At 71.9% G+C, this 23,893-nt stretch carries 20 protein-coding genes and 1 pseudogene; 17 read left to right on the top strand and 4 right to left on the bottom strand.

Annotated features, from left to right (window positions below; all coding sequences use genetic code 11):
• Positions 1-303 precede the first annotated feature (303 nt).
• The 6 genes from ACIBM5_RS25810 (at position 304) to ACIBM5_RS25785 (ending at position 10,265) form a co-directional block, all read left to right on the top strand.
• Complete coding sequence (locus ACIBM5_RS25810; protein ID WP_396009000.1) at positions 304-2,223, top strand: VWA domain-containing protein; 1,920 nt, start codon at positions 304-306, stop codon at positions 2,221-2,223.
• Positions 2,224-2,372: 149 nt separating this feature from the next.
• Complete coding sequence (locus tag ACIBM5_RS25805; protein WP_396008999.1) at positions 2,373-3,014, top strand: TetR/AcrR family transcriptional regulator; 642 nt, start codon at positions 2,373-2,375, stop codon at positions 3,012-3,014.
• A 452-nt stretch (positions 3,015-3,466) separates the two neighbouring features.
• The gene (locus ACIBM5_RS25800; RefSeq protein ID WP_396008998.1) at positions 3,467-6,781 is read left to right on the top strand and encodes a type 2 lanthipeptide synthetase LanM family protein; all 3,315 of its coding nucleotides are present in this window, start codon (positions 3,467-3,469) and stop codon (positions 6,779-6,781) included.
• Between the two features lie 2 nt (positions 6,782-6,783).
• Positions 6,784-9,084, top strand: a complete 2,301-nt coding sequence (locus ACIBM5_RS25795) for a peptidase domain-containing ABC transporter (RefSeq protein ID WP_396008997.1) — start codon at positions 6,784-6,786, stop codon at positions 9,082-9,084.
• Positions 9,085-9,116: 32 nt separating this feature from the next.
• The gene (locus ACIBM5_RS25790; protein WP_396008996.1) at positions 9,117-9,329 is read left to right on the top strand and encodes a hypothetical protein; all 213 of its coding nucleotides are present in this window, start codon (positions 9,117-9,119) and stop codon (positions 9,327-9,329) included.
• Positions 9,330-9,806: 477 nt separating this feature from the next.
• Positions 9,807-10,265: an SRPBCC family protein gene (locus tag ACIBM5_RS25785; protein ID WP_396008995.1), complete on the top strand. Its 459-nt coding sequence runs from the start codon at positions 9,807-9,809 to the stop codon at positions 10,263-10,265.
• Between the two features lie 79 nt (positions 10,266-10,344).
• Here ACIBM5_RS25785 and ACIBM5_RS25780 read toward each other — a convergent pair whose 3' ends face one another.
• The 4 genes from ACIBM5_RS25780 to ACIBM5_RS25765 form a co-directional block, all read right to left on the bottom strand.
• A complete protein-coding gene (locus ACIBM5_RS25780) occupies positions 10,345-10,503 on the bottom strand; it encodes a hypothetical protein (protein WP_396008994.1) in 159 nt (52 codons plus the stop codon).
• 155 nt (positions 10,504-10,658) lie between these two features.
• The gene (locus tag ACIBM5_RS25775) at positions 10,659-12,332 is read right to left on the bottom strand and encodes an acyl-CoA dehydrogenase family protein (RefSeq protein WP_396008993.1); all 1,674 of its coding nucleotides are present in this window, start codon (positions 12,330-12,332) and stop codon (positions 10,659-10,661) included.
• Positions 12,329-12,970 (bottom strand): TetR family transcriptional regulator, encoded by a 642-nt coding sequence (locus ACIBM5_RS25770; RefSeq protein ID WP_396008992.1) that lies wholly within the window; start codon positions 12,968-12,970, stop codon positions 12,329-12,331. The genes ACIBM5_RS25775 and ACIBM5_RS25770 overlap by 4 nt, the downstream gene beginning before the upstream one ends.
• A 95-nt stretch (positions 12,971-13,065) precedes the next feature.
• A complete protein-coding gene (locus ACIBM5_RS25765; RefSeq protein WP_396008991.1) occupies positions 13,066-13,635 on the bottom strand; it encodes a CGNR zinc finger domain-containing protein in 570 nt (189 codons plus the stop codon).
• Positions 13,636-13,674: 39 nt separating this feature from the next.
• Here ACIBM5_RS25765 and ACIBM5_RS25760 point away from each other — a divergent pair, with 39 nt between their 5' ends.
• From ACIBM5_RS25760 to ACIBM5_RS25710, 11 genes and pseudogenes are all read left to right on the top strand, one after another.
• Positions 13,675-14,634: an EamA family transporter gene (locus ACIBM5_RS25760; protein ID WP_396008990.1), complete on the top strand. Its 960-nt coding sequence runs from the start codon at positions 13,675-13,677 to the stop codon at positions 14,632-14,634.
• Positions 14,635-14,901: 267 nt separating this feature from the next.
• The gene (locus ACIBM5_RS25755) at positions 14,902-15,363 is read left to right on the top strand and encodes a MarR family transcriptional regulator (RefSeq protein WP_396008989.1); all 462 of its coding nucleotides are present in this window, start codon (positions 14,902-14,904) and stop codon (positions 15,361-15,363) included.
• Between the two features lie 86 nt (positions 15,364-15,449).
• Positions 15,450-15,657: pseudogene (locus ACIBM5_RS25750) on the top strand (VOC family protein); the annotation flags it as partial.
• 169 nt (positions 15,658-15,826) lie between these two features.
• Complete coding sequence (locus tag ACIBM5_RS25745) at positions 15,827-16,312, top strand: indole-3-glycerol phosphate synthase (RefSeq protein ID WP_396008988.1); 486 nt, start codon at positions 15,827-15,829, stop codon at positions 16,310-16,312.
• 20 nt (positions 16,313-16,332) lie between these two features.
• Entirely contained in the window at positions 16,333-17,505 is a 1,173-nt protein-coding gene (locus tag ACIBM5_RS25740; protein ID WP_396008987.1) for a hypothetical protein, read from the top strand.
• Positions 17,506-18,253: 748 nt separating this feature from the next.
• A complete protein-coding gene (locus ACIBM5_RS25735; RefSeq protein ID WP_396008986.1) occupies positions 18,254-19,567 on the top strand; it encodes an ATP-binding protein in 1,314 nt (437 codons plus the stop codon).
• Complete coding sequence (locus ACIBM5_RS25730; RefSeq protein ID WP_020551519.1) at positions 19,564-19,965, top strand: roadblock/LC7 domain-containing protein; 402 nt, start codon at positions 19,564-19,566, stop codon at positions 19,963-19,965. Before ACIBM5_RS25735 ends, ACIBM5_RS25730 begins: the two co-directional genes overlap by 4 nt.
• The gene (locus ACIBM5_RS25725) at positions 19,962-20,330 is read left to right on the top strand and encodes a DUF742 domain-containing protein (RefSeq protein WP_391583476.1); all 369 of its coding nucleotides are present in this window, start codon (positions 19,962-19,964) and stop codon (positions 20,328-20,330) included. Before ACIBM5_RS25730 ends, ACIBM5_RS25725 begins: the two co-directional genes overlap by 4 nt.
• Positions 20,311-20,919 (top strand): ATP/GTP-binding protein, encoded by a 609-nt coding sequence (locus tag ACIBM5_RS25720; protein WP_391583477.1) that lies wholly within the window; start codon positions 20,311-20,313, stop codon positions 20,917-20,919. Before ACIBM5_RS25725 ends, ACIBM5_RS25720 begins: the two co-directional genes overlap by 20 nt.
• A 158-nt stretch (positions 20,920-21,077) precedes the next feature.
• Positions 21,078-22,307, top strand: coding sequence for a cytochrome P450 (locus ACIBM5_RS25715; RefSeq protein ID WP_396009108.1), 1,230 nt, complete (start codon positions 21,078-21,080; stop codon positions 22,305-22,307).
• Between the two features lie 248 nt (positions 22,308-22,555).
• Positions 22,556-23,809 (top strand): cytochrome P450, encoded by a 1,254-nt coding sequence (locus tag ACIBM5_RS25710; protein ID WP_396008985.1) that lies wholly within the window; start codon positions 22,556-22,558, stop codon positions 23,807-23,809.
• Positions 23,810-23,893: the final 84 nt, after the last annotated feature.

The following is a 23,893-nucleotide window of genomic DNA, read 5'->3' as shown; positions in this document are numbered from 1 at the left end:
ACCCGCCTGTACGCGCTCTCGGAGAAACCGCTTGCGGGCGCCGGGCTGAACCCTGACATTCACCGTCACCGGGCGATGACCATCCGCATGTGATCGGCCGCCGCGACCGACCCAGGACGACTCGGGCGACCCGGTACGCGCCCTCACCCTCGCCCGAACCCGGCCCCGAACCCGGCCCCGAACCCGGCCTACCGCGCAGGTTTACCCGGAATCTCCACCGCTCGTTGGATGTCCCGTTCGCCGCGCATCCGGCACGCTGCCGGGACCGCGCCCAAGCGCGCGGAACGGGGGAAGGAAAGCGCAGTGTTCGTGCGGTGGTTGCGGTTGCGGTTGGTGGCACAGGTGTTCGTGATCCTGGCCCTGGCCGCTGGTGCCTGGGGCGGCGGAGCGGTCGCGGGTGCGGCCGAGGAGGACGCCGGGCGGCTGCTGGTCGCCCTGGACGTCTCGGGCTCGATGAACGAGCCGGAGGGATCGCGGGCCGGGCTCACCAAGATCGCCGCGGCCCGTGCGGCCGTCGACGAGGTGGTGGGCGCGGTACCGCCCGGCGCGCGCATGGGCCTGCGCACGTACGGGGGCGGCTGTACGTCCTCCGCGCTGCTCGTTCCGGTCGGCTCCGTCGACAAGGCCGCGTTCGGCAGGGCCGCGGCCGGGGTGAAGGCCGATGGCGACACGCCGATCGCGTACGCGCTGCGCCAGGCCGCCGGCGACCTGCCCGGGCCGGGCCCGCGCACGATCCTGCTGGTCTCGGACGGCCAAGAGACGTGCGGCGGCGACCCGGTCGCGGTGGCCCGCGAGCTCGCCGCCTCGGACGTGCACGTGCGCATCGACGTGATCGGCTTCCGGGTCGACGACGCGGGCCGCAGGCAGCTGACCGATGTCGCCCGGGCCGGCCGCGGACAGTTCCACGACACGCTCAACGGCGCGGAGTTGGCCAACCGCCTGCGGCGGGCCGCCGAGCGTGCGCTGCGCCCGTACCGCCCGGCCGGCACGCCGGTCACCGGCACGCCGACCGCCTCGTCGGCACCCGTGCTGCGACCGGGCGAGTACCTGGACGTGATGCCTCCGGACACCGCCGACACGCACCCGCGGCGGTACTACGGCATCGACGTCCCGCGCGCCGCGACCGCCCACGTGTCGGCGACCGTGCCGTGGAACGCCCCACCCGGCAAACCGGCCGGCAACGCCGTGCGGGTCGCACTGACCACCGTCGACGGCCGAGTGTGCGCCGAACGCGAGCAGGTACGCGGCAAGGACCGTGACCACACCGTCAACGGCGGCTACGTCACCGCCCATGCCACCGTCGAACTCGAACCAGACCCCGCCGCCGCCCCGGGCGCCTGCGGAGGCGGCGGCCGCTTCCTCGTCCGGGTCGACAACCGCGAACCCGGATACCGCGACACACAGGCACCGCTCGAGATGAGCATCGTGATCGAACCCGAGATCACCGACCCGAAAGCGCTGCCGCCCGCCTGGACGGCCACCGACGTACCGACCGCCCACGCCCGCGCCACCGCACGGCCGACGACCGGGGCCGGCTCGTACGGCGACGCGCCGCCGATCACCGACGGCGTGCACACCGACGCCCTGCGACCCGGCGAAGAGGTCTACTACCGCGTACACCTGACCTGGGGCGAACGCCTGACCTATCGCCTCGACCTGTCCGAACTCCCCGCCTCCGAACGCCGAGCGGTCGGCGGTACGGCCAAGATCCGCACCGGGCCGGTGAACCCGGTCCGCGACTGGGCCGCACTGCCCGGCGGCAACACCGACTGGCGCGACTACGACGGCAGTGCACTCACCCTCGTGAGCGCCACCGCCCCGGTACGCCACAACAACCTCGACAGCGCCGAGTACGCCATCGCCTCGGCGTCCCTGCCCGGCGACTACTTCATCTGGTTCCAGATGGACGTCGCGAACACCGACCCGCAACTGCGCGTGCCCTTCACGCTCACCGTCAACATCGACGGCGTCCCGAACGGCGCCCCGCACTACCGCGATCCGACCAATCTCGGCTCCCCCGAATCGCAACTCTCCGCCCCGGCAGGCGTGTCCACTCCCGGCACTCCTCCCTCGTCGGCACATCCCCCGGCCGCCGCACGCTCCTCCGCCGGGGACTCGGGCCGGTCCTCCACACTCCGCTGGGCGACCATCGCCACCGCGGGCGTCGCAGTCGCAACGGCGGCAACATGGCTGACCCTGCGCCGAGGCCGCCGCCGTTCGTGACCGATCGTGCTCGACGCACCGCACCGGACGACGGCGGGCCCGCACCAAGGTCCCCACCCCTCTCCTGATGCATCATGGGCCGGCACTGGACCCCGCCCGGGCGTCCGGGACAATGGCCCGACAGACGCACGCGACGGGGAGGGATGGGCATGCCACGGTCACCTTCGGCCAACGAGGAACTGCGTGAGCGTTCGCGCCGACGCATCCTCGACGCCGCGCTCGTCGTCTTCGCCGAGCGGGGCTACGCCGGGGCGACCATCTCCCAGATCGCCGCCCGCGCCGAGGTCGCCAGGGGCCTGGTCACCTACTACTTCTCGACCAAGGACGAGTTGCTGGAGACGTTGCTGTCCGAGGCCCTGCAGGTCATGTACGGGGCGATCACTCCGCCGGAGGGCGAGCGCACCGCCGACGAGCGGCTGGCCGGGCTCATCGACCGGACGCTCCAGGGCGCCGCGGCGAGCGTCGATGTGCAACGGCTCCTGTTGTCGCTCATGTTGCAACCGGCCACCCGGGCCACCTACGCCAAGGCCGAGCGGGCGAACCTGGCCGCGCTGGAGGATGCCGAGGATCGAATCCGGGCGATCTTCGCCGAACGCGGCGCACTCGACCCGGGCGCCGAGGAGGCCACGCTGCGAAGTGTCCTGGAAGGCGTGATCTTCAAACTGGCCGTCTACCCCGAAACGTACCCACTGGCCGCGGTCCGCGCCCGCCTCTTCCACATGTACGACCTCCCGACCACCGACCCCGCCCCACCCCGCCCCGCGGAACGCCTCCGCACTTCGCAGCCGTAGGGACGACGCCGGGCGATACCGTCCCGTCCCGGTGACGCTCCGGGCCCGGTGCGGCCCACGCCGCTCCGATGCTCTGCCCGCAAAGCGAAGTCCGCGACCCGCTGCCCCGCGTACGAAGGCCCCCGTCGGCCGCAACCCCGCACACCGCCGCCGCAGGGCCTCCAGGCGCGTCACGTACACCGCGCCGAGGGCGGCGGGTGCCCCACGGAAGCGACTTCGTACCGCCCCTGGCCCGCACGGGCGTCGAAACGCCGCCGCTCGCCGGCGCCTTCGCGCCCGCGGCCGCCGTCGCCTCCGCCCAAGCCGACGCCGGCGATCGAGCCGCTTTACCTTCGGGTGATCTTCAGTCACGGACGGTAGAGATTTTTGTTGACTGGACAGCCATCCAATTGAAAATATGGGGCCGCGCATCGCGGTGGTGCGTATGTGTCCGTTGGTGCCTGGGGGCCCTCATGCCGGATGTCACCGTCTCGTCCCACGCGCCGCACGGGCTGCCCGTGTTGGGCGATCCGGCGTGGGCACGGGCCTTGAACCTGGTCGAGCGCGCGGCGCTGGGGGGCGAAGCCGCCGGGGAGGCCGAGGAAAGGGCGCTCAGGCGGCTGGCCCGATGGCGCGGCCCGGACCCGGGGTGGTTACCGGCGCGGCTCGCGGCGCTCGGCGAAGGGTGGGACGAGGCCCGGCTGTTCGCGCTGTTGGCCGAACCCACCGGGCACCTCGCCGAGAGGGCGGGGCGGGTGCCCGAATGGTGGCAGGACCTGGAACGCATCCTGGGTCGGGAGGAACCCCCGGCGGCGGGCGCCGCGGGCGGCCGGCACAGCGGAGTCGTGTCGATCGTACGGCCGTTCGTGGCCGACGCACTCGACCGGCTGCGCGCCGAGTTGCCGCGGGAGAGCGTGGACGGGTTGTGCGGCGACATCGGCGAGGCGCTGAGCAGGTCGCTCGTCGTGGCCGCGTTGCGGACGCTGGTCCTGGAACTCAACGTGATGCGGGTGAGCGGGAGGCTGCGCGGGGACACGCCGGTGGAGCGTTTCGGGTCGTTCGTCGAGCAACTCGCCACCGCGACGGGGCGGGCGGGGCTCTTCTTCGAATACCCGGTGCTGGCACGGCTGTTGGCGCGGCGTACCGAGCAGGCGGTGACGGCCGTGACGGAGGTGTTCCGCCGTTGGAACGCGGACCGGGAGGCGATCGGGTCGGCGCTGTTCGCCGGGAGGGACCCCGGGACTCCCGTCTCGATCGCGCTCGGTGGCGGGGACACCCACGGAGGCGGCCGGGCGGTGGCCGTGTTGCGGTTCGCCGGTGGGCAGCGGTTGGTCTACAAGCCGCGACCGTTGGGGGTACACGTCCGGTTCGGCGAGTTGCTGGCGTGGTTCGACGAGCGGATCGGCGGGATGGGGCTGCGCGTTCCCGCAGCGCTGGAGCGTGACGCGTACGGGTGGATCGAGTTCGTCGAGCCGGCCGAGTGCGGTTCGGCCGACGAGGTGGCGGACTACTACCGGCGGTTGGGGGCTTTGCTCGCCCTGCTGCATGCGGTCGAGGGTGCCGACTTCCACTACGAGAACCTCATCGCGCACGGTGCGCAACCGGTGCTCCTGGATCTGGAGGGGCTGCTGCATCCGCACCGGTTGCTCGGAGTCGACGAAGCGGACCCGGCATCCGCGGCGCTGATGTCCTCGGTGATGCGGGTGGGGCTGCTGCCCATCGTGCTGTCCGGCGAGGTCGGCGAGTTGGACATGGGCGGGGTCGGCGGGGACCGCGGGGCCTCGCTGCCGTTCGCGGCGCCCGCATGGGAGGACCTGGGCACCGACACGATGCGGCTGGTCCGGACCCGGTCCGTCTTCGAGGGCGCGGACAATCGGCCGACGCTGGACGGGAAGCCGGCCGAACCCACCCATTTCGTCGAGGAGTTGGTCGAGGGCTTCACCACCGGATACCGCGTCGTCGATCGATGTCGCGGCGAACTGCCGGGCGAGGACGGATTGTTGGCCGGCTTCGCCGGACTGGAGGTGCGGGCGATACTGCGGCCCACCCAGGTGTACGCGACGCTGCTGGACGAGGGCACGCACCCGGACCTGCTCCGGGACGCGCTGGACCGGGATCGGTTCCAGGACTTCCTGTGGGCGATGTCGCGGCACGACTCGCAGTTCGCCCGCCTCATCCCGTACGAGCAGGCCGAATTGTGGGAGGGCGACGTCCCGATCTTCCACGGTCGACCCGACTCGCGCGACCTGTGGACCGGCCGGGGCGAGCGGATCGCGGGCTACTTCGCGCAGAGTCCGCTGGAACGCGTCCGGGCCAAGCAGGCCGGCTTCGGCCCGGTCGACCGGGCCCGACAGGAGTGGCTGATCCGGGCCTCCCTGGCCACCCGGCCGAACGTCACGGCCACCGAGCGCCCCGCCGCCGAGGCCGCGACACACACGTACGCGCCGACCGTTCGGCCGGCGAACGACACCCCCGTCGCCGCCACCTTCCCACCGGCAAACGACACCCCCGCCACCACCTCCCGGCCCGCGAACGACAACCGCCATCCCTCCCCCGCCACGAACCCGACCGCGGACGCCTGCCTGGAGGCCGCCACGCGCATCGGTGACCGGCTGGCCGCTTCGGCGATCCGACGCGACGATCGGGTCTCCTGGCTGGGGCTCGCGCAGATCGGGGACGCCGGCTGGCAGGTGGCGCCGGCGGGTGGTGGTCTCTACGACGGCGCCGTGGGCATCGCGCTGTTCCTGGCCAGGCTCGGGGCGGTCACCGGCGAGCGGCGTCATCTCGACCTCGCGGTCCGGGCGTTGTGGAACATACCCGGGCTGCTCGACGGGCCGGCCGGGGCGCTCGGTGGTGCGGCGGGCTTCGCCGGGCTGCCGGGAGTGGCGTACGGGCTGATGCAGATCGGCGCGTGTGTGGGCGAGGACCGGGTGCCGCCGGTGGCGGATGTCGTACGGCTGATCGCGCAGCGGTCGACGGAGGGCGGGGCGTACTCGCCCGATGTGCTCGGCGGTGACGCGGGCACCGTCGCGGCGTTGCTGGCCGTGCACGCGCACACCGGCTCCGCGCAGGCGCTGGAGATCGCCCTCGACTTCGGCGCCCGGCTCGTGGAGCGCGCCGAACCCCAGGCCGAGGGCATCGGCTGGCGACACGCGGCTCACCCGCAGGCGCTGGTCGGCTTCTCGCACGGTGCGGCGGGCATCGGCTGGGCCCTGGCCGGGCTCGCGGCGGTGGCGGGCGACGGCGCGATGCGGGAGGCCGCATGCGCCGCCTTCGCCTACGAACGCGCCGAGTACCGCCCCCGGTGGCGCAACTGGCCCGACTATCGGCACGACAGGCGGGCTCCGGACGCGCCGGTCTCGCACATGTACGGCTGGTGCCACGGCGCCCCGGGAATCGGACTGGCCAGGGCCGACGTCCTGGGCCTGCACGACACGTACGACACCCCCGCCCTGCGCGCGGATCTGCGACTCGCACTGTCGGCGACCGTGCACGGCGCGGCCGCTTCCGCCGCGCACTGCCTGTGTCACGGCACGCTCGGCAACGCCGAACTCCTGCTGGTGGCCCGTGAACGCGGCCTCGCCGACATTCCCGAGCCGACCGGGTTCGCCGCGGCGGCGATCGGGGAGGGCCCGCGCTGCGGCACCCCGCAGCACATCGAGACCCCGTCGCTGATGACGGGCCTGGCCGGGATCGGCTACGGGTTGCTGCGCCTGGCGGCCCCGGAGCGGGTGCCCTCGGTGCTGCTGCTCCGGCCACCGTACGAGAGGTGCGGGGCGAAGGGGTGAGCATGCCGAAGTCCCCACCCACCACGGGGAAGACGCCGCCGCGCCATCGGCCGGGTCGGTTCACCAGGGTGGTCGCCTGGGTGATCGCGAGGCTACGGCGCCGGACCCGGCGCGTGCCGCTGCGCCAGCAACTGACCGACACCGAATGCGGCATCGCCTGCCTGGCGATGATCGCCGGATTCTTCGGTCGGCACACCACCACCGCGGACGGCCGAAGGCTGCTGGAGGCCGGTCGGGACGGCCTCTCGATCGGCAGGTTGATCGAGGTCGCCGGCGAACTCGGGCTGTCCGCCCGCGTCGAGCGGGCCGATCCGGCGCAACTGCCTTCGGGCCCGCTGATGTTGTTCTGGCGCGGACGGCACTTCGTGGTCCTGGAGCGGCGCTCGGCGAAGTGGGCCCACATCGCCGATCCGGCCGACGGGCGCACGCGCATATCGCACGAGGAGTTCGTCGCCGACTACAGCGGCATCTACCTGCGCCTCACCCCGCGCCCCGACTTCACCCGCCGGCTCGGGCGACCGCGCGACTGGCCGATGGTGCGCTACCTGCGGGACGTCCTGGCGGTTCCCGGTACCCGGGGGCCGATGGCGGGCATCCTGCTGGCCTCGGCCGTACTGCAAGGCCTGGGCCTGGCCCTGCCGTTGGCCACCGCCTACGTGATCGACACCCTGCTGCCGGACCGGCGAACCGACCTGTTGCCCCTGCTGGCCGCGGGGGTGGCGGTCGTCGCGCTCGCCCAGGCCGTCACGGCGCTGACCCGCGGCTGGGTCGTGGTCACCCTTCGCACCCGGGCCAACGCGGTACTCACGCCCGGCTTCATGACGCATCTGCTGCGCCAACCTCTGTCGTTCTTCCTGCGCCGCTCGCGCGGCGATCTGCTGTTGCGGCTGGCCAGTGTGACGACCGCCCGCGAGGCACTGACCGGTCAACTGCTCATGGTGGCGCTCGACGCCTCGATGCTCGGCTGCTACCTGATCGGGCTGGCCGTGCTGGCACCCGAGTACGTCCTGGTGACGCTCGGACTGGGCGGACTGCAACTCGCCGTGATCATCGGCAGCTACGGGCGCCAGGGCAGGCTCTCCCAGCGGGAGTTGACGGCGATGTCGCGTGAACAGGGCTATCTGGTCGAGACGCTCGACGCGGTGCTGCCGGTGAAGGCCAACGGAGCCGAGGGTCGGGCGCTGCGCCGGTGGAGGACGCTGTTCGAGGTGCACCAGCAGGCGAGCCTTCGGCGCGGGCGTACCTCCGCCGCCGTCGACGCGGCGTTGGGCACACTGCGGGTGATCTCGCCGCTGGTCCTGTTGACCGTCGGGGTCGGGCTGGTCCTGGACGGCGCGATGCAGGTCGGGGTGATGCTCGCCGCCAACGCGGTCGCCATCGCGGTGCTGGAGCCGTTGAACTCGGTCGCCACCGCCGGTCAGTCCCTGCAACTGGTCAGGGCGCAGGTGGAACGCATGTACGACGTGCTGGACTCGGAACCGGAACGCAGCGGGGAGGAGCGGCTCCCGGGCCGCAGTCCGATCGGCGTCGAGCTGAGCGGGGTCACCTTCGGCTACGACCGCGAGGCCGCCCCCGTGCTGAGCGACATCGCACTCACGCTGCCCCCCGGCCGCAAGATCGGGGTCGCCGGGCGCACCGGTTCGGGCAAGAGCACGCTCGCCCTGCTCATGCTCGGACTGCTCCTGCCCGACCGGGGCACGATCCTGCTCTCCGGCGTCCCGCTGGAGCGCTTGGACCTGCCTGCGCTGCGAACGCATTGCGGCGCCGTGCTCCAGGACCTGTCGCTGTTCGACGGCAGCATCGCCGACAACATCGCGCTCGGCAGCCCCGAGTCGACCCGGACCGAGGTGGAGCACGCGGCCGTGCTCGCGGGCCTGCACGAGGACGTACGGCGCATGCCGATGGGCTACGAGACCAACGTCGGCGAGGGCGGCATCGCGCTGTCCGCCGGGCAGCGGCAGCGGGTGGCACTCGCCCGCGCGCTGGTGCACCGCCCCCGGCTGCTGATCCTGGACGAGGCGACCAGCCACCTCGACCCGGCCACCGAACGTGCCGTCGACGCGGCCCTGAACCGGCTGGAGATCACCCGGCTGGTCATCTCCCACCGGTTGTCGGCCATCGAGAACGCCGACGAGATCGTCGTGCTCGACGCCGGCCGGATCGTCGAACGCGGCCGGCACGCCGACCTGCTCGACCTGGGCGGGCACTACGCCGACCTGTTCGGCCCCCGTTCCGCCGGAGCACCGGAAGGCCCGGTCCGCTCCGGAGGCGACGGCGCGACCAGCGCCGTTCTCACACCCTGAGGTACTCGCATCCCGAGAAGGAAGGACCGTCCATGAACAATCCGAACGACATCGACGACCTGATCCGCGCCTGGAAGGACGAGGACCGGCGCGAGGAACTGCCCGGCGTCGTCCACCCTTCCGGTGACATCGACCTCACCATGATCTCCGGCGGCGACGTGCACACCGGCAAGTTCGCCCGCAGCACGTGGCTGCTGTCCGGCCCGCTCTGCGCGACCGTGTCCTTCGCGGCCGGCTGCTGGTAGCCGACCCGATCCACAGGCACGAAGGGCGGCCTCCCGGCACGGAGGGAGGCCGCCCCGTGTCGCCGAGGGCGCTCGTATGCCTGTTCGTACCGGGCCCGGAGGCGACGAGGCGGGCGATGCCGTGCTCGCCGGACTTCCGGGAGCCGGTGAACGTGGGCACCGCGATCGCCCAGGGGGATGCCGCTGCGATTCAGCCGCAGCGGCAGGTCGCGCTCCGCTTCGCCCGCGAGGGCATCGGCCGGGGGGGCATGCCCGCGGTCATATAGCCGGGCCACACACAACGGCGTCGTACGGCGACACTCGGTACCCCTTCGGGTGAATAGTGACGTGTGCGGCCCGATACGTGCGCGGAGCGTAGCGGCTCACCGGTTCGGGGCGTGCGAGGCGTGGGCGCCGGGGCGCTCGACTTCGTTTGGGTGCGCACCCGTCGGGCACGCGGCAGTTATCCGGTCCGTCCGACCGTGGGAGGTGAACGGTATGGCCGTCGTGACCGAGTCCGTCGAAGTGGACGTCCCGCTGCATACGGCATATCTCCAGTGGACCCGGTTCGAGGATTTCCCGCAGTTCATGGACGGGGTCGAGGAGGTGGTTCGGCTCGACGCCCACCACCACTACTGGAAGACGTACACCGGAGGCGCGACCCGCGAGTTCGGCACCGAGACCGTCGAGGAACTGCCGGACGAACGTCTGTCCTGGCGCACGGTCTCGGACGAGCCCCGGCAGCACGCCATCGTGACGTTTTGGGCGGTCGACGCGGCCCACACCACGGTGAACGTCGTCACCGAGGTCGAACCCGAAGGGCTCGCCGAACCCGAGGACGGCGTACCGCCCTTCACGGACACCCGGGTCAGGGCGGACCTGCTGCGCTTCAAGGAACTCGTCGAGGCCCGCGAGAAGCACGGCCACGGCGAGCGAAGCCGGATCGCCCCGGACTGACGCCGAACCACGCCGACGCCGGCCCGGGCGCCGACCCTCTCGAAGCGGACACCTGTCCGGGCTCCTACACGGGCTGCGGCTACACGGGCTGCGGCTCGGGCTCCGGTTCCGGATCGGGGTCGGGCGGCACCGGTCCCGGGGGTGGCTCCGGCACCGGCACGGGTACCGGGTCGGGATCCGGCAGGGGCGACGGGCGCGGCGGGCGGGTGTCCGGATCCACCGGCATGGGGATGGTCATCGCGTTCACTCCCTCGGGTCGCTCGCCCAACGGCCTACCCGGATCCGGCACCATGATTCATCCACGCCGATCCTCCCCGTCGAGGGCGGCGCGCGGATCCGTCCGGATCCCGCGGTCGGCCCGCTCGACCGACAGCGGTGGTTGCGTGTCGCGGATCAGTCCATCCGCCCCGGCAGTCGGTCCAGGATGGGTCCCAGGTCGAGCCCGCCGGGCAGGGTGCCGAACGCCAGGCCGCGGTCGGGCGCCAGTCGGGAGGCGCAGAACGCGTCGGCGACCGCGGCCGGGGCGTGCCGCACCAGCAGGGAGCCCTGGAGGACGAGGGCCATGCGTTCGACCAGGCTGCGGGCCCGCAGTTCGATGTCCGGGGTCGGCGCCAGGTCGTCGCGGAGTGTGCGCCAGGCGGTGTCCAGGCGGGCGTCCGCGCCGAAGGCGGCGTCGATTTCGGCGGCGAAGGCGGCCAGGGACTCGGGTTCGCGCCGGAGGGCGCGCAGGACGTCGAGGGACTGGACGTTGCCGGAGCCCTCCCAGATGCCGTTGAGCGGCGCGTCGCGGTACAGCCGCGGCAATCCCGAGGCTTCGTCGTATCCGTTGCCGCCCAGGCATTCCAGTGCCTCGACGACGGCCACGGGTTGACGCTTGCACACCCAGTACTTGGCCACCGCGGTGGCCGTCCGCAGGAAGGCGCGTTCGTGGTCGTCGCCGCGTTGTGCCCGGTCGACGGCGCCGGCGACGCGCAGGGCGAGCGTGCTCGCGGCCTCCGACTCCACACCGAGGTCGGCGATCACGTTGCGCATCAGCGGCTGGTCGATCAATGTGCGGCCGAACACCGAGCGGTGGCGCACGTGATGGGCGGCCTGTGCGAGGGCGGCGCGAATGCCGGACGCGGAGCCGAGGATGCAGTCGAGCCGGGTCATGGTGACCATGTCGATGATGGTGCGTACGCCGCGGCCCTCGGCGCCCACCGGCCAGGCGACGGTGTCGTCGAACTCGGGCTCGCTGCTGGCGTTGCTGCGGTTGCCGAGCTTGTCCTTCAGGCGCTGGATGCGGAAGGTGTTGCGGCTGCCGTCGGGCAGCACGCGGGGTACCAGGAAGCAGGACAGGCCGCCGGGCGTCTGGGCCAGGACCAGGAACAGGTCGTTCATCGGGGCGCTGGTGAACCACTTGTGGCCGCGCAACCGCCAGGTGCCGTCGGCGTGTTCGGTGGCGGTCGTGGTGTTGGTGCGTACGTCGGTGCCGCCCTGCTTCTCGGTCATCCCCATGCCCGCGAGCAGGCCGCGCTTGGACGCGGGCGCGCGCAGCCCGGGGTCGTAGCTGCGACTGGTGAGCAACGGCTCGTACACCGCGGCGAGTTCGGGTGCGGCGCGGAGCGCCGGGACGACGGCGTAGGTCATCGAGACGGGGCAGCCGTGTCCGGCCTCCGGGGTGGTCCACACCATGAAACCGGCCGCGCGGGCCACGTGCGCGCCCGGACGGGGGTCGGCCCAGGGGGCTCCGGTCAGTCCCTCGCGGACCGCGACGTCCAGCAATCGGTGGTAGGCGGGATGGAATTCGACTTCGTCGATGCGGTTGCCGTAGCGGTCGTGGGTGTGCAGGACCGGCTCGCAGCGGTTGGCCTGCTCCGCCCATGCCTGGACCTCCGCGCTGCCGGCGAGCCGTCCGACGCGGTGCAGGTCGGTCTCGTACCAGTCGGCGCCCTCGCGTCGGATGCCCTCCAGCAGCACCGGGTCGTCGGCGACGTCGTGCCCCACCAGCGGCGGGGGCTGGTTGGTGACCTCGTGGGTGCGGGCGGTCGGGTTGCTGCGCGGCGGGGGTGTTGTCGGCACGGTCATCGGGAGCCTCCTGGAGGGACGGAACGCGCGTCGACGCGGGCGCCCGCGCAGCGCAGCGACATGGCGATCAGTTCGGCGACGAGGTCCTCGACGGCCTCCCGGGCGGGTGCCGCCAGGGGGTCGACCAGGACCTCGCCGATCGCGCCGGTGAGCGCGGCGGCGGTGATCTCCGGGTCCTGTGCCGGCATCAGCCCGGTGGCCATGCCCTCGCGGACCACCTGGGCGAACAGTTCCCGGTAGCGGCGGCGGAACTCCAGCCGCTGCTCGCCCACGGCGGGTTCGGCGGGCGCGGCGAGCAGGGCGTGGGCCAGGCCGCGCCGCTCCAGGGCGCGGCGGGCGAACACCGCGACGCCCTGCGCGAGCCGGTGGGCGGCGTCGCCGTCCCCGTCCTGCAGGACCTTGCCCAGGACCTCGACTTCGCGCCCGGAGGCCCGGCGGAAGACCTCGACCGCCAGGGCGGCCTTGGACGGGAAGTGCTGGTACACGGAGCCGGCCGACATGCCCGCCGCGGCGGCCACCGCGGTCACCGAGGCGTTGGCCCAGCCGACGTCGGCGACCACGGTGGTGGCCTGTTCGACCAGGTGTTCGCGGGCCGCGGCCAGGCGGTCCTGCTCGGCGGGCGTCTTGCGGTAGGCCATACAAGCAGTGAACCAGCATTCAGAGCTTCGGATCAAGGCCCGCGCGGACGACACGCCGCACGGCGGACACCTCCGTGGGTGCGCGGCGTCTGCCCTCACGCGCCCCGGTTCGACCGCCCGTCCGAGGACTGACGGGCGCCGAGGCGGGCGCGATAGGCGGCCACCGCGTTGCGGTTGGCGCAGGCGGTGCTGCAATAGCGGCGGGAGCGGTTGCGGGTGAGGTCCAGGACGATGCCCCGGCAGCCCTGGTCCGCGCACAGGGACAGGCGGGACAGCTCGTCGACGCGCACCACGTCGGTCATGGCCATCGCGGTCTCCACCACGACGCGGGTGGCCAGCGGCGCGTCCGAGGACACCGCGTGCAGGTGCCAGTCCTGGTCGTCGTGACGGACGAGCTGCGGGAGGGCGTGGGCCTCGGCGAGCATCGTGTTCACCAGGCCCGCGGCGCCTTCCCGATCGGCGGTCAACAGGTCGCGCAGGACCGGCCGCAGCGCTCGCACGCTCGCGAGTTCGGCGGCATCGCGGTCCCGGCGCCCGGTGTAGCGGTGCTCGGCGTACCACGCGTCCAACTCCCGGACGGTGGTGAGGGTGTCCGACCCCACCGCGCTGTTGGCCAGCGCCACGGCTGCCTGCAGGGCGGACTCGGTGTCATGACCAAAAATCATTTTGACATCTTACATCCAACCCTCCTACCGTCATGGTCTATGACCCATGTTGCCAATGACGCACCGCTCGTCCGCACCCCCACCGGCGACGGACGCGGCGGCCTCCTCCTCGCCCTCGTCTCGGCGACGGCCTTCGGCATGTCCGGGTCGTTGGCGCGCGGACTGCTCTCGACCGGTTGGAGTCCGGGAGCGATCGTCCTGGCCCGGGTCGGCATCGGCGCGCTCGTCGTGGCGCCGTTCGCGGTCGCGTCCCTGCGCGGACGATGGCGGCAACTGCGCGCGCAGGCCCGCACCGTGCTGGTGTACGGCGTACTGGGCCTGGCCGGGGCGCAGTTCTGCTTCTTCTCCGCGGTCGCCGCCATGGACGTCGCACCGGCACTGCTCATCGAGTACACCGCTCCGGCCGCCGTCGTGGTGTGGTTGTGGGCGCGTCGGGGTCAGCGCCCGCGGCCGTACACCATGGCCGGCGCCGGCCTGGCGGCCGTGGGCCTGATTCTGGCCGTCGACCTGATCTCCGGCGCCGACCTGGCCTGGTCGGGCGTGGCCTGGGCGCTCGCGGCGATGGTGGGTCTGACGGCGTACTTCCTCATCGCGGCGGACACCGACACCGGCCTGCCGCCCGCCGCCCTGACCGGTGCCGGGCTCGCGGTCGGAACGCTCGCCCTCGCCGCCCTCGCGGCCGTCGGACTGTTGCCGATGCACGCCGGCGTCGAACCGGCCGGCTACCGGATCGGTGACGTGCCCTGGTGGCTGCCCGTGCTCCTGCTCGGCCTGGTCACCGCCGCCTTGGCCTACACGACGGGAACCGCGGCCGGCCGCCGACTCGGCTCACGCACGGCCTCGTTCGTCGCGCTGTTGGAAGTCGTCGCCAGTGTGATCTGCGCCTGGTTGCTGATCAACGAGACACCGACCCCCTCTCAGACGACCGGCGGCCTCCTGATCATCGGCGGCGTCACCCTGGCCAAACTCGACGACCGACCGCCTCGCGAGACGCCCTGACGGCCCGATCAGCCGATTCGGCTCCGGACAACGAGACCGAACATCCGGACGACATGCCGACATTGGCGGCCCGGACGCCCGGTTCGGCATCGACGAGAGCGCCCCGAACGTCGTCGAGACCCTCGACGCCCCGGGGGGCGCACCCGGCCTGCACTGCGTCGACCATCTCGGCCGCACGGTAGCGTGGTGAACGCGGCACCACAGCACGCCGGCACATGACGCGGCGGCTCGGACCGCGCAGCGTGAGGGACGCGGGAGAGACCACCGATGGCAGCCACTTCGAAACGATCGGCCGAGCCCGGCCGGGAGGCCTGGGCCCTCATGCACCGGTTCGTCGAAGCCCACAACCGCCGGCGCGAACTCGCCGACGCGCTCGGGTTCCGCCTCGGCGGCGGCCGCGGCAAAATCCTCTTCCAACTCCGCGACGGACCGAAGACCCTCAGCCAACTCGCGGGCGCCAACCGCCTCGACGCCCCCTACGCCACCCTCATCGTCGACAAGCTCGAAGCCCACGGCCTCGTCGAACGCCGGCCGCACCCCGACGATCGCCGCCGCAAGCTGGTCACGCTCACGGCCGCCGGGCACGAGGCCATCGCCACCGCCGACGCCATCCTGCTGCGCCCGCCCCCGGCCATCGACACCCTCCCGGCCGAAGACCTGGGGCAACTCACCGAACTCCTCACCCGCCTCCTCGATGCGGACGAAGCCAAGGCAAAAACCGAGGAGTGACCCGGTGGGCGACGCGGTCGCGGGGCACCTCGCCTCCCGGCGCGCGGCCTACGGTCGACTCTCGGGTGTCCAGGTGAACCGACGGGCCCGGGAAGCTCCGACTGCACATCGACGTCGACGCCACCGATCGCGACCAGGACGCCGAACCATCGCGACCAGGACGCCGAGTCGGAGCGGCTGCTCGCCCTCGGCGCCCGACCCGTCGACGTCGGCCGGACCGGCGCGGAGAGCCGGCACGTCCCGGCCGACCCGGAGGGCAACGAATTCCGCCTCCCGCGCACCCGGCTCCGACCCTTCCGACGCTCTCCCGGGTCCCTTGCGGAGGTCGAGGCCCTTGCGCACGACACCACGGGAACAACGACGCGCCGGTCCCGACCTCGCCGAAGACCGGGTTCAGGCCATCGGTGTCGCTATCGTTACTCCCCGTCCGCGCCGGTTCGGGTGCGCCGAGGGAAGGTCCGCCGTGATCACGAGCGTCCTCATGGTCGAGCAACCGTTGTCCGTGACAGATGTCGACTTCGTCACGACCCTCCACGACGAGCAGATCTCGTTCGTCATCCTGATGAACCCGCGAGGCGCGGAGGACCGACTCCTGCGCACCATCGACGATGTCGCCCTCGGCGAGTTGGAAGAGGCGGTCCACGAGGGCGACGAGCCCGAGGGCGAGGAGGCCCGCCGGCCCGCAGCCCTCGCGCTCGAACACACGCTCCGACTGTTGCGCGAGGCCGGCTCCGAGGCCGTCGGCCAGGTCGTCGACGGCCACCCGCTGGATCTCCTGCGTTCCGTCGTGGACCAGGTCGGCGCCGACGAGGTGATCGTGTTGACCGCCCCGCACCTGGTCGAGGAGTTCTTCCACCGGGACTGGGCAAGCCGGGCCCGCCACAAGGTGGGCGTCCCGGTGCTCAAGCTCTACGCCCACAGCGAGGACGAGCAGGGCGAACAGGAGTAATCCGAGGTGGCCCGCACGGGGTGGGACGGACGTTGACCACGCGGCGGCAATTCGTCGGCGGCGTCGGCACCTTCGGTGCCGTGACGTTCCTGGGCGGCGGTCGAGCCGCAGCGGCGGAACCGAGTGCGGCCGATCCGGGGACGGACCCGGCGCGGCAACTCCACGCCCGCAATGCGATCTTCGCGATCGACACCGACACGCAGACGCACTACGACGCGCTCCGGGCCGAACTGATCAGACATCTGGGCCCGGTGGTCATCGTCCGGAACGACGACCGGGGCGGCCGGTACACCCTGATCCACAACGGCGAGCAGGAGTCCCTGCACCCGGTGTCCGAGATCTTCGAACTGGCCAAGTCGATCGCCCATGCGCCGCTCGGCATCTACTCGATCATCGCGCCGTATCTCGGTGGTCGGATCCCGGAACTCCCCGGCTCCGAGCGCCTGGACCGGCACGACCTGGACATGGTGGCGTTCAAAGGGCCCGGGACGACCGACTGGGTCGCTCCCCTCCAGTCCTTCGCCGCCACCTTGACCGTCGCCCGCCGGCAACTCGGCGACGCCGACATGCCATCGGACCTCGAGGCATCGAGCACCCGGATCCTCGACGCGTCGCTCGGGTTCGTCGAAGAGTCGGTACGGCGACGCTCCTTCGACATGGCGTCGTTCGAGAACTACACGAGCCGGTTGACCGACGACATCCCGACCAACCTCGCACATGCGGCGCGGGCCCAGATCGAGGGCGTCGAAGCGCTCATGACGCGCTGGCGGGACAAGGTCGGCACGGCGGACTGGCCCGGCCTGTACGTCGTCGTGTTGTCGATCTGGACCACGTCCGCCCCGAACCAGAATTCGATCATCGTCAAGCGCTTCATGGACCCCGCGACGGCCGACTCGCACCTGATCGACCTGCAGACCGCCCAGCCGCCCGCCGACCCCATCCACGTCGCCCTGGACAACCTCGCCCGAATCGTGCAGGACAACGTCGCGGCGGAGCTGGTGTTCCCCCTCGACCACCGTCTGGCGGACGCGTTGAAGGGGCCCGCGGATCTGGTGGCGCCGGCGATCCTGACCCAACTCGCCTGCCCCTACCGAAGCGGGACCGCAACGAGGAGGACCGCCGGCGCATCTCCCCGGCCCGACCCGGCCGGGGACCGGGCCGGCCACGCCGCCTCCGACCCCGCGCGCGGGTAGGGCCTGCAGGGCCGACGAGAACGCGTCGAGGACCCGCCCCGGCCCGGGTTCAGCGCACCGGTGTGGGCAGGGTCGTGCGTGGCAGTTCGACGCCTTCCGGGATCGTGCCCTTCCGGGTCGACGACGTACCCCCTCGCCGGGCGTCGTCGCCGAACCGCGGGACCCTCGAAGCCCCCCAAGATCCAATGCCTCGAACCTCCGCACCACGTCGAGAAGTTGTGTCGGTCAGACCGCCAATGCGTGAACATCCTCACAACGCCTCCTTGCCCTGCCTCTCGACCCGGGCCGTCGGCGTCCGGCGGCCGGGAGCGCGGCCCTCGGGACGCGCCGGCGTGCGGGCGGTCGCAATGGTCGCAATGCTCCGAATGACCCATGCATTCAAGCCATTTTCCACGTTCGTCCGGTCGTGTTTTCGAATACTCGCCCCGGACACCCGGCGCATCGAATTCGGGCGCCATGGCTCGATATACCGGACATATAACTCGATCCCGGGAATGGTCGCCCAGCTGTAGTCGGCGCGAAAGAAGAAGTGTCGGCGCCGCCCGGAACGGGGAAGTCGACGCCACTACACTCGCTACGCCCCATCGACGAGAGAGCAGCGGAGAGTGATACGTGCAGCGGGCGGGTCGCGCTTTCCGCGATGCGCCGGACGGAGACCGGGCGACGTGCCTCGCGCACCCGGACGACGCCGAAATCGACTCGCTGCGCGCGCCGTTGCCCGCCTGATTGCGCGACGAGGACCGTGGGAATGAACTTTGTACAGGACCCCGCACTCTGGTACGGGGTGGCCGGCACCTGTGCTGCGGCCGTTTATGTGGCCCGCAGCCGAATAACCGTCAAGGACCTGAGGGAGAGGAATCGCCTGCTGGCCGAGGACGTGCGCATGCGCGACGACGAAATCGACAACGTCGTCCGGGTGTTGCTGCCGGCCCTGGTCGAGACCGGGGAACGACTCAAGGGATCGCTTCTCCGCCACGAGGAACTACGCACCACGCCGTACGCGCACAACATCGAGACGGTCGTGGAGATGTTCACCACCGCCGTCGAGGACGCCCGCGATCGTGCCGACCACTCGGCCAAGAACGCGCTGAAGGCCGCCATGCGCACACTTCAGGCGCTGGCCGGCGAACAGCAGTTGGCGATCTCCGACATGCAGAACAACTATGTCGACGCGCAACTGCTCCAGGATCTCCTGGCGATCGACCACATGAACTCGCAATTCGGCCGCCGCGCCCAGGTCATCGCCGCCCTCTGCGGCGGCTGGACCGGACGCCAGCGCGCCGCGGCGCCGCTGTACGACGTCATGCGCGGCGCGAAGGGCCGCATCCGCGACTACCTCCGCGTGGAGATCCGGATGCAGTCCAACGTCGCCGTCATCGGCCGGGCGGTCGAGCCGGTCGCCCTCGCGGTGGCCGAACTCCTCGACAATGCCGCCAGTTACTCCCCGCCGCACACCACCGTCGAGATCAACTTCCAGACCGTGCCCAACGGGGTGTGCATCATGGTCGACGACGCGGGCGTGGGCATGCACGAGGAGGCCCGGCAAAGCGCGGCCCGCTACCTGGGCGCCACCGAGCCGGTCGGCATCACCCGCCTGGGCCACCCGCCGCAGTTCGGCTTCCCCGTCATCGGCATGCTCGCCGCCCAGTACGGCTTCACCGTCTCGGTGGACACCCGATCGCCCTACGGTGGCATGCGCGCGGTGGTGATGCTCCCCTCGGAACTGCTCACCACCGCCGTCGACGCGGACCCCGCCCCGGTCCCCGCGCAGCGCCGCGTCACCCGCGCCCCCCGTGCCGCGGCCGCGCCCGCGGAATCCCGGCCCGCCGCGCCCGCGACCACCGCTCCCGTCGCCGACGAAGGAACCGCCGCCCTGGACGGAGAACTGCCGCAGCGCCGCCGCCGGGCCCCGCTGCCGGTCGACCGCACGCACCAACCGGCGCCGACGGACGCCCCCGACCGATCGGACGCGGAGACCGCGGGGCTGATGGGTGCGTTCCTGCGCGGAACCCGCTCCGGCCGCGTTCCCGAGACAGACGACAAAGGGCAAGAAAACCGATGAACAACGACCTGGCCTGGATTCTCAACGACGCCCTCAAGGTCCCGGAGGCGCGGCACGCCATCCTGTTGTCCGCGGACGGAATATTGCGCGCGCATTCCGACGGGATATCTCGGGACGAGGCCGATCGGCAGGCTGCGGCGCTGTCCGGACTGCAATCGATCAGCCGGAGCACGGCGGAGTTCATCGGCGATTCCGAGACGCCTTGGCGCCAGACGCTCGTCGAGTTCGGTGACGGGTTCATCTTCCTCGTGGCGGCCGGCCCCGGCGCCTATCTGGCGGTATCGGCCACGCAGAACGTGGACATGGAGATCATCACGTTCCGCATGCAGCAGCTGGTTCGCCAACTCGGAAAGGAAATGACCAGCCCGCCCCGACGGAATGCGGATCATTCGGTATGACCAACGATCGCACGGCGAAATCCGACGCCCCCGACTTAGTGCGCCCCTACGTCATCACCCGCGGCCGCGGCCACCCGACCCGCGAGGGTCTGGACCTGGTCAGCCTGGTGATCGCGTTGCCCGGCGACGAGTCCCCACACATCCTCGACCCCGAGAGCACCCGCCTGCTCGCCCTGTGCCGCGGCGGGATCCTCTCGGTCGCCGAGGTCGCCGGACACCTGAAGCTGCCCATCGGCGTGGTCAAGGTGCTGCTGTCCGACCTCATGGACACCGGCCTGGTGGCCACCCGCCGACCCATCCCCGCCGCCGAGCTTCCCAAGGCCCAACTTCTACAGGAGGTGCTCGATGGGCTCGCCCGTCTCTAACGGCGCCGCCACCGACGTCTACCTGGCCGACTCCGTCAAGGTCGCGGCGAAGATCCTGGTGGTCGGGCACTTCGCCGTCGGCAAGACCACCTTCGTCGGCACGATGTCGGAGATCCGTCCCCTCAGCACCGAGGAGACGATGACGCAGGCCGGCGCCCACGTCGACGACCTGACGGGCGCGGGTCGCAAGACCACCACCACGGTCGCGCTGGACTTCGGCCGACTCACCCTCAGCGACCGACTCGTGCTCTACCTCTTCGGCACGCCCGGGCAGCAGCGCTTCGCCCAGGTATGGAAGGACATGACCCTCGGCGCCCTCGGCGCGATCGTCCTGATCGACCCTCAGCGCTTCGACCAATCCTTCGACGTCATCGGCCTGTTGGAGGAGTACGACGTGCCCTACGCCGTCGCCGTCAACCGGTTCGACGGCGCCCTCGAACATCCCCTGGAGAAGCTGCGCGCCGCGCTCGACCTGTTGCCGGAGACCCCGTTGGTCACCTGCGACGCCCGCGACCGCGCCTCCTCGACCGAGGCCCTGATGGCCCTCGTCCGCTACCTCCAGCTCCGGGCATCCAAGGAACTCGCGTGAACACTGGCCCACTCGACCGTCCGGCATCCTCGTCCGGCGATCACCCCACACCACCCCCGGGCTGCCCCGCCCACCACGCAGGCGGAGCGATCCCCCTGTACGACAAGGCGTTCTCGGCCGACCCGCGCGCCGTGTACGCACACCTGCGCCGCCAGGGCGTGGCCGCGCCGGTGGAACTGGCGCCCGGGGTCGACGCGATGCTGGTCACCGATCACGCCGCCGCACTGCGCGTCCTGCACTCCCCCGAGTTGTTCGCCAAGGACCCCCGACGCTGGCTCGCGCTGGCGGACGGTACGGTCCCCGCCGACAGCCCGGTCGTGCCCATGATGATGCACCGCCCCAACGCCCTGTTCTCCGACGGCGCCGAGCACCTGCGGCTGCGCCAGGCCGTCACCGACAGCCTGGACCGGATCGACCCGTACCAGTTGCGCCGCTTCGTCGAACGCAGCTCGGACTACCTGGTCGACCAGTGGTCCGGCGCCGGCACCGTCGATCTGCTGAACTCCTACGCCAAGACCCTGCCGCTCCTGGTGTTCAGCGAACTCTTCGGCAGTCCTCCCGAGTTGGGCGACCGCCTGGTCGCGGGCATCGCCGGCATCTTCGACGCCGTCGGGGACGCGGAGGCGGCCAACCGGATGCTCACCGGCGCCCTGATCGAACTCGTCGCGCTCAAACGCGAACAGCCCGGCGCCGACGTCACCTCGTGGCTGATGGCCCACCCCAACCGTCTCACCGACGAGGAGATGATCCATCAACTCGTCATGCTCATGAGCGCCGGTACCGAACCGCAACGCAACCTGATCGCCAACGGATTGCGGCTGATCCTCTCCGACGAGCGCTTCTCGGTCAGCCTGTTCGGCGGCGGGGCATCGGTGGAGGACGCACTCGACGAAGTGTTGTGGACCGACCCGCCGATGGCCAACTACGCCGTGCACTACCCGGTGCGCGACGTCGACCTGGCCGGCGTCCCGCTCCGCCGGGGCACCCCGGTGGTGATCAGCTTCGCCGCCACCAACAGCGACCCCGCGCTGTTCGCGAACGGCCGCAGGCCCAACAACCGCTCCCACCTGGCCTGGAGCGCGGGACCGCACGCCTGCCCGGCCAAGGATTCCGCCTGGCTGATCGCCACCGCCGCGATCGAAAAGCTGCTCAACCGCCTGCCCGACCTCGAACTCGCCGTTCCGGTATCGGAGTTGGACTGGCGACCGGGCCCCTTCAACCGGGCGCTCACCGCGCTGCCGGCCCGCTTCACCCCCGTCGCGCCGCGCAGTGCGGCCCGGCCCGCCGATCCGGCACCCGCACGCCCCGCCACCCCCGAGCGGCCGGACCCCGGCGCGCGCAAGGGCGGAGTGTGGAGCTCGTTCCTGAACTGGTGGCGAGGCCAATAGCCGCACCCTGACCCGCCGCCCAGGCGGGCCGCGCCCACCGCCGGGACCGGCCGTGGCCCGGGAGACGCGCGTCTTTCGGGCCCGCCGCCGATGCCCGCGGGCGGGGCGTTCGACATGCGTGCCGAACGCCCCGCCCGACAACCGCAGACACCCTTCACCGTCGGTCGCCCACACCCGGGGCGGCCGATCGATCAACGCTGTGCCGAGTCGTCGTCAGGCGACCTCGTGTCGAGTCAGAAGGAGCCGTCGTGCAGTCTTCAGCGCCCACCACCGTCATCGACAGCCGAAGTGTCGTCGCCCTGTTGTCCCGGCTGCGCTCCGTGGCCGGCCAGGCGGATCCCCTGCCGCTGTACGCGAGTCTACGCGAGATGGGCGAGGTGGTGCCCGCGCCCTGGGGCGGCTTCCTGGTGACCGGTCACCGTGCGTGCGACGAGGTGCTGCGCAGCCCCGACTGGCTCGCCCTGGACCGGGCGTGGCGGGCGCGGCAGACGGAGGGCTCGCGCTGGTCGACGCCGTCGTCCCGCGAACTCGAACAGACCCTGGTGGCACTCAATCCGCCGGAGCACACCCGCATTCGCAGGTCCGTGAACAACATCTTCGACCGCGGTACCCTCGAAGCGCTGCGCCCGACGGTGCAACGAGTGGCGAACACCCTGCTCGACACCCTGATCGAGCAGGCCGGGGACGCCGACGCGGACTTCGCCGAACTCGTCGGCGAGCAACTGCCGGTGGCCACCGTCGGACACTGGCTCGGCCTGCCGCCGGAGGACTTCGACCTGCTCCGCGCGCTCACCCACGCGCAGGCGTACGCCCAGGAGTTGTTGCCCACCAAACGGCAACTCCTGGCGGCGGACGACGCCATCCGGGGGTTGCGCGAGTACTTCACCACGCTGATCGCGCGCCGCCGCGCCGACCCCGGCGACGACGTGATCTCCGGATGGCTGCGCGCCTGGGACGCCCTCGAACCCGATCGCGAACTCGCGGACGAGAACGTCTACTCGCTGGCCATGTTCGTGGTCATCGCGTCCCTGGAGACCACCTCCACGCTGCTGTCCACGATGATCTGGACCTTCGACCGGCACCCGGCGCAGCGGGCGTGGCTGCGCGCGCACCCGGCGGCCCTGGCCGATGCCGTCGAGGAGGTCTTCCGCTACGACCCGCCGATCCATGTGACCACCCGCCACGCGGGCAGGGACCTGATTCTGGCCGGTGTGCCCATCGCCCGCGGCGAGGTCGTGCACACGATGCTGGGCGCGGCCAATCACGATCCCGCCCTGACGCCCGACGCCGGCACCTTCGACGTCTCGCGCCGCGCCCGGCACATCTCCTTCGGCGGCGGCATCCACTACTGCATCGGGGCCGGCCTGGCCCGCCTGGAGGCCGGTGTCCTGCTGGAAACCGTCCTGCGTCGCCTCCCGGCGCTGCGGGTGGTGGCACCGCCCACCTGGGAGCCCCGGCTGGCCTTTCGTCGGATCACCCTGATGCCGGTGAGCGTGCGCTGAGCGATCGGCCGGGGGGGGGGGGGGGGGGGGGGGGGCCCGCCCCCCCCCCCCCCCCCCCCCCCCCGCCCGCCCCCCCCCCCCCCC

Source organism: Embleya sp. NPDC050493 (genome assembly GCF_044458105.1).
Lineage (GTDB): Bacteria > Actinomycetota > Actinomycetes > Streptomycetales > Streptomycetaceae > Embleya.
Note: the sequence above shows the minus strand (reverse complement) of the source record. Positions and strands in the feature narration are given on the sequence as shown.